This is a genomic window from Comamonas sp. GW821-FHT11H03 (assembly GCF_058807955.1).
Genome location: NZ_JBXARF010000006.1, coordinates 1 through 13,255, shown reverse-complemented (window position 1 = coordinate 13,255; position 13,255 = coordinate 1). Strand labels below are relative to the sequence as shown.

The following is a 13,255-nucleotide window of genomic DNA, read 5'->3' as shown; positions in this document are numbered from 1 at the left end:
GGACTTTTGCAGACCAGAATCCCCAAAGGCATTTGCCGATGGGCGAGCATCTTGCTCGAACCTGATTGCAGAAGTCGTGTCTTGTTCGGTAGCTGCTGATGCACAAACAGCAAGGGCTAGGGCTTGAAAAGGCACTAGCCCTTGTTTATTTTTACAAGTCGATAAAGAGTCGATATGAACGAGTTGGATTCTCTGGTCGAAAGCGCACAGCAACTGTTTGCGCAAGCCCACACCCCCGCTGATCTGGAAAATGCCAAGGCGCAGTTTCTGGGCAAATCGGGCAAGATGACCGAGCTCATGAAGGGCATGGCGCAGCTTTCCGTCGAAGAGAAGAAGTCGCGCGGCGCCGCCATCAACGTGGCCAAGCAGGCGATCGAAGCGGCCTTGACCGCCCGTCGCAAGGCTTTGGCAGACGCCGAGCTGCAGGCCCATCTGAAGGCCGAGGTGCTGGATGTGACTCTGCCTGGTCGCCGTCGTGGCGCGGGAGGGCTGCACCCCGTCTCCATCACCATGGAGCGTATCGAGGGCATTTTCGGCTCCATGGGCTTTGATGTGGCCCAGGGCCCCGAGATCGAATCCGACTGGTTCAACTTCACGGCGCTGAACACGCCCGAAGACCATCCCGCGCGCTCCATGCACGACACCTTCTATGTCGAAGGCGGCACCCAGCACGCCCCCAATCTGCTGCGCACGCACACCAGCCCCATGCAGGTGCGCCATGCCGTGCAGCATGTGAAGAATTACCGCAACGCGCTCGATGCCGGCCAGACCATGCCCGAGATCCGCGTGATTGCCCCCGGCCGCACCTACCGTGTGGACTCGGATGCCACCCACTCGCCCATGTTCCACCAGTGCGAAGGCCTGTGGATCGGCGAGAACGTGAGCTTCAAGGACCTGAAGGTCGTGTTCACCGACTTCTGCAAGACCTTCTTCGAGCAGGATGATCTGGTGCTGCGTTTTCGTCCCAGCTTCTTCCCGTTCACCGAGCCTTCGGCCGAAATCGACATCCAGTTCCAGAGCGGCCCGCTGGCCGGCCGCTGGCTGGAGGTCTCGGGTGCCGGCCAGGTGCACCCCAATGTGGTGCGCAACATGGGCCTGGACCCTGAAAAATACATCGGCTTTGCCTTTGGCATGGGCCCCGACCGCCTGACCATGCTGCGTTATGGCGTGAACGACCTGCGCCTGTTCTTCGACGGCGACATCCGTTTTCTGTCGCAGTTTCAGTAATTAAAAAAGTGAGCTGTCAGCGCAAGCTTTGAAACGATTTCAGGTAGTTTTGATTCTGAAATCCTTGTGTGACGAGCGCTAGTAGCTCATCTTTTTGATGATACGCATGCCCAGCCAGTGGCAGACCGCTTGCGGTGCGACTGGCATGAACGCCAAAGAGTCTGACTATGCAATTTCCTGAATCCTGGTTGCGCGAATACTGCAACCCCAATCTGACCACCCAGCAACTGGCCGATACCCTGACCATGGCCGGTCTGGAAGTGGAAGAGCTGGATCCTGTGGCGCCTCCCTTCACCGGCATCGTGGTCGGCGAAATCAAGGAAGCCGTGCAACACCCCGACGCCGACCGTCTGCGCGTATGCAAGGTGGATATTGGCCAGCCCGAGCTGCTGGACATCGTCTGCGGCGCGCCGAACGCGCGCGCGGGCATCCGCATTCCCTGCGCCACCGTGGGTGCCGAGCTGCCGCCCGGTGCCGATGGCAAGCCCTTCAAGATCAAGATCGGCAAGCTGCGCGGCGTGCAGAGCTTTGGCATGCTGTGCTCGGCCAAGGAGCTGGGCATCGACGAAGACGCCAGCGGTCTGCTGGAGTTCCCAGCCGATGCGCCCCTGGGCCAGAGCGTGCGCGAGTACCTGAATCTGGACGACACGCTGTTCACGCTCAAGCTCACGCCCAATCTGGCGCACTGCCTGAGTGTCTACGGTGTGGCGCGCGAGCTGTCGGCGCTGACCGGCACGCCGCTCAAAGCTCTGTCCTTCCCCGCTGCGGCCGTGGCCTTGCAAGACAAGCTGCCGGTCAAGATCGAGGCGACCGATCTGTGCGGTCGCTTCTCGGGCCGTATCGTACGCAACGTCAACACGCGGGTGAAGACGCCCCAGTGGATGGTGGACCGCCTGGCGCGCTGCGGTCAGCGCTCGGTCAGCCCGCTGGTGGATATCTCCAACTATGTGATGTTCGAGCTGGGCCGTCCCAGCCATATCTTCGATCTGGACAAGATCAGCGGCGGCCTGAATGTGCGCTGGGGCAAGGAGGGCGAAACGCTCAAGCTGCTCAACGGCAACACCATCAAGATCGACGATTTCCTGAAGGTCGGCGTGATTGCCGATGACAAGCAGGTTGAGTCGCTGGCCGGCATCATGGGCGGCGACGCCACGGCCGTCTCCGACGACACCAGCAACATCTACATCGAAGCCGCGTTCTGGTTCCCCAAGGCCGTGGCCGGCCGCTCGCGCCACTTCAACTTCTCGACCGACGCCGGTCACCGCTTCGAGCGCGGCGTGGACCCCGAGTTCACCACCGAGCACATCGAGCGCATCACCGCGCTGGTGCTGGAAATCTGCGGCACGCCCGAGACGCAAGTCGGCGCCATGGACGACCAGCGGCCCAATATGCCCACCTCCAAGGCCGTGCAGCTGCGCGTGTCGCGTGCGGCCAAGGTCATCGGCATGGCCGTGACCCAGCAGCAGGTGCTGGATGCGCTCAACGGCCTGGGTCTGCCCGCGACGGTGGCCAGCGAAGGCGCGGCAGGCGAAGCTGTGATCTCGGTCACGGCCCCGACCTTCCGCTTCGACATCAATCTGGAAGAGGATCTGATCGAGGAAGTGGCCCGCATGATCGGCTACGAAAACCTGCCGACCACCAAGCCGCTGGCCCCGATCTCGCCCAAGCTGCGCGCCGAGAACGAGCGCAGCCCCTATGCCGTGCGCCACGAACTGGCGGGCCTGGGCTACCAGGAAACCATCAACTTCAGCTTTGTCGAAGAAAAGTGGGAGCAGGAGCTGGCCGGCAACAACAATGCCATCAAGCTGCTCAACCCCATTGCCAGCCATCTGAGCGTGATGCGCTCGTCGCTGCTGGGCTCGCTGCTGCAAGTCTTGAAGTTCAACGTGGACCGCAAGGCGCAGCGCGTGCGTGTGTTCGAGCTGGGCCGTGTGTTTTTCAAGGACGACTCCGTGGTCGACTCCGACACCACCGTCAAGGGCTTTTACCAGCCCATGCGCGTGGCGGGTCTGGCCTACGGCGCTGCCGATCAGCTGCAGTGGGGCAGGGCGGAAGCCAAGGTCGACTTCTACGACGTCAAGGGCGATGTGGAAGCGCTGCTGGCTCCGGCCAAGCCCGTGTTCGAGCCTGCCGAGCACCCCGCCATGCACCCCGGCCGCTGCGCGCGCGTGCTGCTGGACGGCAAGGCCATCGGCTTTGTCGGCGAGCTGCACCCCCAATGGCGCCAGGAATGGGATCTGGCCCAGGCTCCCGTGATGTTCGAGCTGGAACTGGACGCCGTGCTGGCCCGTCAGGTTCCTGTGTTCAAGCCCGTGGCCAAGCACCAGGCCGTGGAGCGCGACATTGCCGTGGTCGTCAAGGAAGCCGTGACCCACGCCCAGGTGATGGAAGCCGTGCAGCAAGGCGTGCACGGCGGCATTCTGCGCTCGGCCGTGCTGTTCGACGTATTCCGTCCCAAGAAGCTCAAGGCGGGCGAGGAAGCGGCGCCGGGCAGTCTGGCCCAGGACGAAAAGAGCCTGGCCGTGCGTCTGACGCTGGGCAGCGACAGCGCGTCGCTGACTGATGCGGAAATCGAGGCCGCCATGCAGGGCACAATTGCGGCGCTGGTTGAGCGCGTTGCGGCTCGACTGCGCTGATATGTTCAATCCACAAGGAGATCGACCCATGGAGCTTGCCGTAGAGAGCATCGACAGCCCTGCGTTGACCAAGGCGCAGCTGGCCGATCTGCTGTTTGATGAAATCGGTCTGAACAAGCGCGAAGCCAAGGACATGGTGGATGCGTTTTTCGACCTGATCTCGCAAAAGCTGGTGGAGGGCGAAGACGTCAAGCTTTCGGGCTTTGGCAACTTCCAGATCCGTACCAAGGCGCCGCGGCCCGGTCGCAACCCGCGCACCGGCGAGCTGATTCCCATCGCTGCGCGTCGCGTGGTGACCTTTCATGCCAGCAGCAAGCTCAAGGAGCTGATCCAGGGCGAGAGTTCGGAGTCTTAAGGCGATTGGCACACGGCGGATGCACTGTCAAGCGGAGCATCGGTCACGGAAGAGCTGACAGTCTTGCGTCGCGCGCGGTGCAAGGTCCTGTCAGCTCTTCGCGCTATATTGCTAGGGCTTGCGCAAACAGGAATGCATAGCGGGCATTTCTATCGACAGAGCGCCGTGCCTGATCCGAATTTGCGCAGGTCGTGATTGCCTGTCTTTCACCCATCCCTTCACTGACCGCTTGCAACCAGCCATGGCTTCATCTTTGCCAGCAATTCCCGCCAAGCGCTATTTCACCATCGGTGAAGTTGCGGATCTTTGCGACGTCAAGCCTCATGTGCTGCGTTACTGGGAGCAGGAGTTTGTGCAGCTCAAGCCTATGAAGCGTCGTGGCAACCGACGCTACTACCAGCATCATGAGGTGTTGATGGTGCGTCGCATTCGCGAGCTGCTCTACGAGCAGGGCTTCACCATCAGCGGTGCACGAAATCGTCTGCGTGAACTGGTGACGGGTCACGGCAGGGCAGTCGATCAGCAGCCGGTGCTTGTGCATCCGGCCCTGCCCCTGCAGGGCAAAGACCTTGAGCAAAGCCCTTTGCTGGCTGCAATGCTGGAGCAGGGCTGCTCGGAGCCTGCCGGTGCAATGGGCATGGAGGAGGTCAAAGAGGAGCTTTTGCAGATCAGGGCGCTGCTTTCTCTTTGACATCGAATTTCTGTGTATAATTCAAGTCTTCGGAATGTAGCGCAGCCTGGTAGCGCACTTGCATGGGGTGCAAGGGGTCGCGAGTTCGAATCCCGCCATTCCGACCAATTAGACGAGGGCTTCTGACTATCAAGTCAGAAGCCCTTTTTCTATTTCTGCGGCGATCCGGCGTGAAGTATTTAATGACGACTTCACTGTAGGAGTGGGTCTGATTTCGCCCGATTGCATTAGCTCCAATGGGAATAGCGAGGATGGAAGCGGTATTGATTCTTGGTTTCTTTGATATAAGAAGGAAATGAAAAGAATTGCCAATTCCACGCGAAAAAATTCGAACTTCGGCTGTTTGAGTGATTTTTGAAACAAATTCTTGCATGCGTTGTGCTAGATTTGCAATTGAATCCAGTTGTTTGATGGTATTGCCAGGAGATCAGCCATCAACGCACGGCTTCGCATGCAAGGTTATGCGTCAAGAACACCGGCCGGAAACCGGAGGCTCCGCCTTGCTATCGTGGAAAGGAAAATCTCCAAATGCGCTGTGTCTAGCCTATAGCCGCTTCACAGCCTGTCCGCGCGATTTGTCTTGCCCAGGGGCTGACCTGTTCACCCCTTCACCACGGCTTCGTGGTGCTGCGCCAGGCAAAAGTCATGGGTTTTGTCGATCAGGCAACAAGCGTTGCCTGAGCTTCAGTCTCTCGTGCGGCGCTGGCATGACGCCAAAGGCTGTGATCAAGAGAGTTACAGAACTCCGTATGACGAGTTCTGAGGCCGTATGCGATGCCTTGCCGGGCAGCAGCGAGCCTGTCCACATCAACAACCAGCTTCCGCGGGAGCGACTTTCAAGGTTGCACCGATTGCGCTCGCCAGCGTTCTGGCGGGTCAGCTGTCGCATTGCCCGGTCGGAGCCCAATGAGAGGGATATCAATGAAATTCAATCAGATTGCACAAGTGGTCGCCACCCTGGGCGTGGCATCGTGGGCCATGGCCGGCATGGCTCAGACGACCATGAATGCGCAACAGGCCAACGAACAAGGCATTGCACTGCAAAAAGTGGTGGAGCAGGCGCTGATGACCCACCCCGAAGTGCAGGCGCGCTTCCAGGATTTCACATCGTCGGCTGAAGGTCAGAACGTAGCCCGCGGCGGCTGGCGTCCCCAGGTCACCGCCCAAGGCTGGGTTGGACGCGAGTGGCGCAGCCACATCCAGGATTCTCCATCGCAGAACTGGAACCGCCCGGGCTGGAATCTGCAGCTGCGCCAGCTGATCTTTGATGGTTTCACCACCAGCAGCAATATCCGCCAGCTGGGCTTCGAGAAGCTGGCCAAGTTCTACGATCTGCGCGCGACCACCGAAAACCTGGCCAACGATGTCGTTGCGGCCTATCTGGATGTGCAGCGTTACCGCGAAATGGAAAAGCTGGCGCGCGAAAACTTCGGCACCCACCAGGTGACGCTGGGGCAGTTGCGTGAGCGCCAGCAGTCCGGCGTGGGGCGTGGCGTGGACCTGGAGCAGGCCAGCGGTCGTCTGTCCCTGGCACAGACCAATCTGATGACCGAGAGCAACAACCTCAACGATGTGATGCAGCGCTACCGCCGCGTGGTGGGCGAGTATCCGGCGGCAACGCTTGATCCCGCGCCCGAGGTGACTGGCAAGCTGCCTGTCTCCGGGGTTGCCAAGGATTTCGGCGATTCCCTGCGCGCCAGCCCGCTGCTGTTGTCCAAGCAGGCTCTGGTGCAAGCGGCCGAGGCCGGTCAGAAGGCGGCCAAGGGCGCGCACATGCCCAAGCTCGAACTGCTCGCTTCCACCGGTCGGGATCGTGACCAGAACTCGCCTGCCTACTGGGATGTGCAGAGCTCGCGGGTGCAACTGATGCTGACCTACAACCTGTATCGAGGCGGTGCCGACGAGGCACGCCTGCGCCAGACGATCGCCCAGGGTTATGCGGCGCAGGATGTGCGCGATTACACCTGCCGCAACCTCCAGCAGGAGTTGTCGATCACCTGGAACAATATGGCCCGTCTGCGTCAGCAAACGCCCTTCCTGCGTGAACACGTGCTCTCCACTGCCAAGGTTCGCGTTGCCTACCAGCAGCAGTTCAAGATCGGTCAGCGCTCGCTGCTGGATCTGCTGAACACCGAAAACGAGCTGTTCGATGCCCAGCGTGCCTTGGTCAATGCGCAATACGATCTGAAGAAGGCCGAGTACCAGTGGCTGACGCTGTCCAGCCAGATCCTGCCGGTGCTGGGACTTGCGCAGCCGCATGACGATAGCCGCCCGGATGAGCAACAGGCACTGACCTTGCCCGATGATCTGCTGCGCAGCTGCAAATCATCGGTGCCGGACACCGCCAATCTGACGCCGGTGCCTTTCAGCGTGGGGGCCGAGCAGGGTGCTCCTGCGCAAGCCCCGGCGGCAGCGCCGGTACCTGCTGCGCCTGTGCGTCAGTAATGATTGCCGGCGTCTGGGGCATCTTTTGTGGGAGTTGATGAACAACATGGATAAAAGCGATTCACCACCTTCGGAGCAGTCTTCCCGGCGGGAATTGTCGGCGCTGGATGCGGATTTCATCCGCGTTCTCGAGGACTTGATTGACGCCCTGCTTGCCAATGGGACCTTGCGCTTGACGGATCTTCCGCCACAGGCGCTCGATAAGCTGAACCAACGCAAGCAGGCGCGCCAGCGCATGCGTAATTCGCTGGACCTGATTGATGACGACGAAGAGCTTTTATAGGTTGATTGTTGAAGATGACCAAACCAGACGTTGAACCTACATTGGCATCGGTCGGCGGTACGGATGCGACCCAGATGCGAGGGCATGGTGCTTCGCCGCAAGCCGCTGCTGCAGCAGCGGCGGCGGCGGCGGCGGCGGCGGAGCATGCCGGTCCGGCCTTTTTGGGTGCGCGCAGCGCGGGGCATGCGACGGCTGAGGGCTGGCGCATGCCGGCTCATGAGACCCATGCCGATCCCTTGCTCGATTGCCTGGTGCAACTCACCCACCTGCATGGCAAGCCCTATACGGCTCAGGCCCTGAGCAATGGCCTGCCGCTGGTGGATCAGCGCCTGACGCCTTCGCTGCTGGTCCGGGCTGCGGCTCGCGCACAGTTCAGCACGCGTATCGTGCAGCGCACTCTGGACGATGTCCCCCAGGGCTTGCTGCCGGCGATACTGCTGCTTCACGGCGGCCGTGCCTGCCTGCTGCTCAGGGCGCAGGAGGGCGGTCGCGTCCTGCTGCAATATCCGGAGTCGGATAGTCCTGTCGAGGTGGAGTTGCAGGCCTTGCTGCAGGACTACACGGGCCTGATGTGCTTTGTACGTCCGCAGTTCCGCTTCGAGCAGCGCTCCGTGCAGCAAGGCATGGAGCCTCGCAGCAGCCACTGGTTCTGGGCCGTGATTCTGGAGAACCGGCGCCTGTACCGCGATGCCTTGCTGGCCGCCGTGCTCATCAATGTCTTTGCGTTGGCCATGCCCTTGTTCAGCATGAATGTGTATGACCGGGTCGTGCCCAACAACGCGGTGGAAACACTGTGGGTGCTGTCCATAGGCATCTCCCTGGTGCTGATCTTCAACTTCGTGCTGACGACGACGCGTGCCTATGTTGTCGATGCCGCGAGCAAGCGTGTGGACGTGCAGCTGTCCGCGCAGATCATGGAGCGGGTTCTGGACCTGCGCATGGAAAGCCGGCCCGCATCCGTGGGCTCGTTTGCGGCCAATCTGCGTTCGTTCGAGTCGGTCCGCGACTTCATTGCATCTGCCAGTCTCACGACGTTGGTGGATCTGCCCTTTGTGCTGCTGTTTCTGGTGGCGATTGCCTGGGTCTCGCCCTGGATGCTGATTCCTCCCGTGGTGGCGATTGCCGCGATCTTGCTGGTTTCCTTCTGGGCCCAGGCGCGCATGGAGAGCCTGACGCTCAAGACCTTTCAGGCGTCCTCGCAGCGCAATGCGCTGCTCGTGGAGTCGCTGACCAATCTGGAGGCTGTCAAGACGCTCAATGCCCAGGGCGGAGTGCAGCGCCTGTGGGAGAGCTCCACCCAGTACATCGCCTATATGGGCGGCAAGATCAAGTTCATCTCCTCGGGTACGGTGAACTTTGTTCAGACCTTGCAGCAACTGGTCACCATAGCGGTGGTCGTCATCGGTGTGTATCAGGTGCAGGATTCGGCGCTGTCCATGGGCGGCATCATTGCCGCCTCCATGATTGCGGGACGCTGCCTGGCGCCCTTCGGTCAGGTCGCGGGGCTGATGATGCAGTTTCACAATGCACGCACCTCGCTCAATTCCATCGACAACTATATGAAGATGCCGGTGGAGCACGAAGCCGACCGGGAGTTCGTCTCGCGTCCGGATCTGCGTGGTGCCATCGAGTTTCGCAATGTCAGTTTCAGCTACCCGGGAAGCGAGCAGGCCAGTCTTTCGGGCGTGAGCTTTTCGCTGCGCCCCGGTGAGCGGGTCGGTATCATCGGGCGCATAGGCTCGGGCAAGACCACGCTTGAAAAGCTGGTTCTGGGCCTGTATCAGCCCAGCGAGGGCTCGGTGCTGATCGACGGAGTGGATGCGCGACAGATAGACCCCGTGGACCTGCGCCGTGCCATCGGGCATGTGCCCCAGGACCCCATGCTCTTCTATGGCAGCTTGAAGCACAACCTGCTGGTGGGGGCTCCGTTTGCCGATGAGTCCGATATGTTGCATGCGGCACGCATTGCCGGTGTGGATGAGTTTGTGGCCCGGAATCCCAAGGGCTACGACATGCTGGTGGGCGAGCGCGGCGAGTCGCTTTCCGGCGGCCAGCGCCAATCCATTGCGGTTGCCCGTGCCCTGATCAACGATCCGGCCATCTTGCTGCTCGATGAGCCCAGCAGCAATCTGGACAATCAAAGCGAAGCACAGCTCAAGCGTCGTTTGGAAGAGGCCGCCAAGGACAAGACCATTTTGCTGGTCACGCATCGCACGGCACTGTTGACCCTGGTCGACCGGCTGATCGTGATTGATGGCGGCAAGATTGTTGCCGATGGTGCCAAGGATCAGGTCATCGAGGCGTTGAAACAAGGACGGATCGGTGGAGTAGGAGCGCGAGCATGAGCGAGTCCCAATCGGAAAAAAAGCCGTCGCGCTTCGTGAGTGCTCTCAAGGCGCGCTGGTCGCGGCTGGAGCGATGGCTGCTTGACGGTAGCGAGGTGGTGGGAACGCATCAGCCGGATGACCTCAAGGCCGACGCGCAGTGGGCGGCGGGGCAGCAACAGGCGCGCGGTTCGCGCCTGCTGATATGGGTGGCCTTGGTCACCGTGCTGGTTCTGCTGCTCTGGGCCTGTCTGGGGCGCATCGACGAAGTGGTGCGGGGTCAGGGCAAGGTGGTTCCTTCGCGCCAGGTTCAGGTGGTGCAGAGCCTGGACGGCGGCATCGTCAAGGAAATCCTCGTGCATCCCGGCGAGCATGTGGAGCAGGGGCAGGTCATCTTGCGCATCGATCCAACGCGCTACAGCTCGTCCCTGGGAGAGAACAAGGCCGAGCTGCTGGCATTGAAGGCGAAGGCGGCGCGTCTTCAGGCCCTGGCATCGGGCGAGCCATTCAAGGCTCCCGAAGATGTGCAGGCCATGGCGCCCCAGCTCGTGGAGATGGAGCGGCGCATGTGGGAGAGCCGTTCCCAGGAGCTCAACACCAATGTCAATATTGCGCGTGACCAGTTGCGCCAACGCCAGCAGGAGCTGCGCGAAACCCAGGCCAACCGCGACCAGGCTTCCTCCAGTTGCAGTTTGACTTCCGAAGAGCTGTCGGTGACTCGCCCCTTGCTCAAGAGTGGTGCCGTGTCCGAGGTGGACTTGCTGCGCCTGCAGCGGGATGTGGCTCGCTTCTGTGGCGAGGCCAAGGCGGCAGGTGCGCAGATCGGGCGCATTCAGGCAGCGATTCAGGAGGCGGAGCGCAAGATTCAGGAGTCTGAGCTGAATATGCGCAATCAGTCTCGCTCCGAGCTCTCGGATACCCAGGCCAAGCTGGGGACCCTGGAGCAAGGCAAGGTGGCGCTGGAAGACCGCGTCAAGCTGGCCGAGGTACGCTCGCCCGTGCGCGGCACGGTCAATACCTTGATGGCCAACACCATTGGTGGTGTCGTGCAGCCGGGAAAGGACATTCTGGACATCGTGCCGCTGGATGACACCTTGCTGATGGAAGTGCAGATCAATCCGCGCGACATCGGCTTCCTGCACTTCGGCCAGCAGGCGGAGGTGAAGTTCACGGCCTATGACTTTGCCATCTACGGGGGCTTACAGGGCAAGCTCGAGCAGATCGGGGCCAACACCGTGACGGACGAGAAAGGGAACTCCTTCTATGTCGTGAAGGTGCGCACGGAAAAAGCCCATGTGGGGGATGACTCGCGTCCCATCATTCCGGGCATGCAGGCCGAGGTGCATATCCTTACCGGCAAGCGCACCCTGATGCAGTATCTGCTCAAGCCGATTCTGCGTGCCAAGTCCAATGCATTGATCGAACGTTAGTTCATGGATCGCCAACAAGTAAAAGGGAGCTCTATGAATGCCTTGCCTGTATTGATGCTGACTCAGGATGCCACGCTGTGGCAGGAATGGCAGCAGATCGCAGGCCCTCAGTGGATGCCTGCGCGCGGCCAGAGTCTGGCCGATTTGCAACGCTGGAAGCAGCAAGGCCGTACCGTGGTGGTGCTGGATGCAGCCTTGCCATCCTTGCCCGAGTCGACTGAGGCCCGCTGGATTGAGTTGTTGAAGGATCTTCAGGTTCTGGTTCTCAGCAACCGCCCCAGCGATGAGGAGGGCCGGAACCTGCTGTCGCGCGGAGCATCGGGCTATGCTCATGCGCAATCGGGCCCGGAGGTACTGTCGCGGATGCTGCAGAGCATGGCTGGCGGCAATATCTGGCTCGGGCGCTCTCTGCTGCAGCGCTTGTTGCGTGATGTGGACGCCCGCCTGCCTGAGCAGGAGTCGGACTGGGCCGAGCCATTGTCGGCACGCGAGCAGGAGGTTGCACGTTATGCATCGCTGGGTGACAGCAATGCGGAGATCGCCGAGCGCATGTCCATCAGCGAGCGTACCGTGCGCGCCCATCTGTCTGCGGTTTTTGAGAAACTTCAGGTACAGGATCGGCTGATGCTGACCCTGAAGGTTCACGGTATCGGGCGCAAGCAACTGGCCTGAGCCCGACCTTGGCGCAACTGATGCCGACCTGATCGCCTCCGGTGCCTGCCGCTGGAGTGCCGGTTGCTGAAAAGCCTGAAGCCTGCATATTGCAGGCTTCAGGCTTTTTTTTTGATCTGGAGCAGCAGAGATCGAATAAAACAGATCCCGATTGGCTTTGACGCCAATAGTGCCCCGGGGCCTTGGCTCCTACCATGTCGGCTGAAATATTGGAGAGGTGCCTCTGTGCATCTTCACTTTTTAATCTGACTGGATAGGCAGAACCTCATGGCAGCTCAAACCGTTCTCATTACCAAACTCACTGGCCAGGCTTGGATGCGTGGTCCTGATGGCAATCTGACGGTGCTCCATGAAGGCATGCGTATCCCCGCCGATGCCGAGATAGTGACGGCTTCCGGCAGCACCGTGCAGTTGCAGGCGGATGGCCAGCCACCGCTGATGGTGGGTGAGAACCAGGACGTGCATCTCACTGCGGACCTGATCCAGCCGCCAACCGTGGAAGAGGCGGCTGTGGCGAGCCCCGCGAATGCGCAGATTGACCAGATCATTGCGGCCATCAATGCCGGCCAGGATCCGTTCGATGAGCTCGATCCCACGGCGGCCACATTGTCCGGCGGCAGCGAGGGCGGCAGCACTTTTGTGCGCCTGTCCAGCCTCATTGAGGCAGTGTCGCCGCTGGCGCTGGAATACGGACGCTCTGCTCCAGCGACTACTGTGCTTCCACTTTTCAGCGGAGTGGGCGCTTTGCCGGACGGCATCGATCAAGGGACACCGACCCAGCCCGTTACGAGCACTCCCCAGGCCAGTGCGGACTCGGGCGTGATCTTCGAAGATGCCGCATCTGCCTTGCAAGGTAATGTTCTGAGCAACGACAAGCTGGGAGAAGGCAGCATCACAGAACATCGTGTGGCTCTGGTTGGCGCAGATCAAGGGCAGTACGGCAAGATCATCCTCAATTCCGATGGCAGCTATAGCTATCAGCTCGATAGCGGCTTGAAGGCTGTGCAGGCATTGGCTGAAGGTGAGACCCTGGTCGAGACCTTTACCTACACCCTGGTCGATAAAGACGGTGCCAGCTCAACTGCGACATTGACTGTCACCATCGTCGGCACCAACGATGGCATGCCGGGCGTGAGCATCCCCGACGCCAACGGCGCTGCAGCCGGCAACGTCAGCATCGCCGAGAACGCCA

Annotated in this window: 10 protein-coding genes and 1 tRNA gene; all 11 read left to right on the top strand. The window is 60.9% G+C overall.

Annotated features, from left to right (window positions below):
* Positions 1-174 precede the first annotated feature (174 nt).
* Positions 175-1,227, top strand: a complete 1,053-nt coding sequence (pheS, locus tag AC1RTQ_RS14365; protein WP_003053573.1) for a phenylalanine--tRNA ligase subunit alpha — start codon at positions 175-177, stop codon at positions 1,225-1,227.
* 167 nt (positions 1,228-1,394) lie between these two features.
* Positions 1,395-3,863, top strand: a complete 2,469-nt coding sequence (pheT, locus tag AC1RTQ_RS14360; RefSeq protein WP_492876698.1) for a phenylalanine--tRNA ligase subunit beta — start codon at positions 1,395-1,397, stop codon at positions 3,861-3,863.
* Position 3,864: 1 nt separating this feature from the next.
* Positions 3,865-4,218: an integration host factor subunit alpha gene (locus AC1RTQ_RS14355; protein ID WP_304351517.1), complete on the top strand. Its 354-nt coding sequence runs from the start codon at positions 3,865-3,867 to the stop codon at positions 4,216-4,218.
* Between the two features lie 241 nt (positions 4,219-4,459).
* Complete coding sequence (locus AC1RTQ_RS14350; RefSeq protein ID WP_492876696.1) at positions 4,460-4,909, top strand: MerR family transcriptional regulator; 450 nt, start codon at positions 4,460-4,462, stop codon at positions 4,907-4,909.
* A 30-nt stretch (positions 4,910-4,939) separates the two neighbouring features.
* Positions 4,940-5,016 (top strand) — tRNA-Pro (locus AC1RTQ_RS14345).
* An 814-nt stretch (positions 5,017-5,830) separates the two neighbouring features.
* Entirely contained in the window at positions 5,831-7,354 is a 1,524-nt protein-coding gene (locus AC1RTQ_RS14340) for a TolC family outer membrane protein (RefSeq protein WP_492876694.1), read from the top strand.
* Between the two features lie 37 nt (positions 7,355-7,391).
* Positions 7,392-7,637, top strand: a complete 246-nt coding sequence (locus tag AC1RTQ_RS14335; protein WP_492876692.1) for a hypothetical protein — start codon at positions 7,392-7,394, stop codon at positions 7,635-7,637.
* A gap of 206 nt (positions 7,638-7,843) precedes the next feature.
* A complete protein-coding gene (locus tag AC1RTQ_RS14330) occupies positions 7,844-9,982 on the top strand; it encodes a type I secretion system permease/ATPase (RefSeq protein WP_492877104.1) in 2,139 nt (712 codons plus the stop codon).
* A complete protein-coding gene (locus AC1RTQ_RS14325; protein WP_492876690.1) occupies positions 9,979-11,391 on the top strand; it encodes an HlyD family type I secretion periplasmic adaptor subunit in 1,413 nt (470 codons plus the stop codon). The genes AC1RTQ_RS14330 and AC1RTQ_RS14325 overlap by 4 nt, the downstream gene beginning before the upstream one ends.
* 33 nt (positions 11,392-11,424) lie before the next feature.
* On the top strand, positions 11,425-12,063 hold the full coding sequence (locus AC1RTQ_RS14320; RefSeq protein WP_492876688.1) for a response regulator transcription factor: 639 nt from the start codon (positions 11,425-11,427) through the stop codon (positions 12,061-12,063).
* A 267-nt stretch (positions 12,064-12,330) separates the two neighbouring features.
* The coding region (locus AC1RTQ_RS14315; RefSeq protein WP_492876686.1) for a retention module-containing protein at positions 12,331-13,255 on the top strand (925 nt) is incomplete at its 3' end.

Bases quoted from the DNA above. Each gene is read 5' to 3' on its own strand.
- AC1RTQ_RS14350 (WP_492876696.1), top strand. From the start codon at position 4,460: ATGGCTTCATCTTTGCCAGCAATTCCCGCCAAGCGCTATTTCACCATC.
- AC1RTQ_RS14320 (WP_492876688.1), top strand. From the start codon at position 11,425: ATGAATGCCTTGCCTGTATTGATGCTGACTCAGGATGCCACGCTGTGG.
- AC1RTQ_RS14355 (WP_304351517.1), top strand. From the start codon at position 3,865: ATGTTCAATCCACAAGGAGATCGACCCATGGAGCTTGCCGTAGAGAGC.
- pheS (WP_003053573.1), top strand. From the start codon at position 175: ATGAACGAGTTGGATTCTCTGGTCGAAAGCGCACAGCAACTGTTTGCG.
- AC1RTQ_RS14330 (WP_492877104.1), top strand. From the start codon at position 7,844: ATGCCGGCTCATGAGACCCATGCCGATCCCTTGCTCGATTGCCTGGTG.
- AC1RTQ_RS14340 (WP_492876694.1), top strand. From the start codon at position 5,831: ATGAAATTCAATCAGATTGCACAAGTGGTCGCCACCCTGGGCGTGGCA.
- AC1RTQ_RS14325 (WP_492876690.1), top strand. From the start codon at position 9,979: ATGAGCGAGTCCCAATCGGAAAAAAAGCCGTCGCGCTTCGTGAGTGCT.
- AC1RTQ_RS14335 (WP_492876692.1), top strand. From the start codon at position 7,392: ATGAACAACATGGATAAAAGCGATTCACCACCTTCGGAGCAGTCTTCC.
- pheT (WP_492876698.1), top strand. From the start codon at position 1,395: ATGCAATTTCCTGAATCCTGGTTGCGCGAATACTGCAACCCCAATCTG.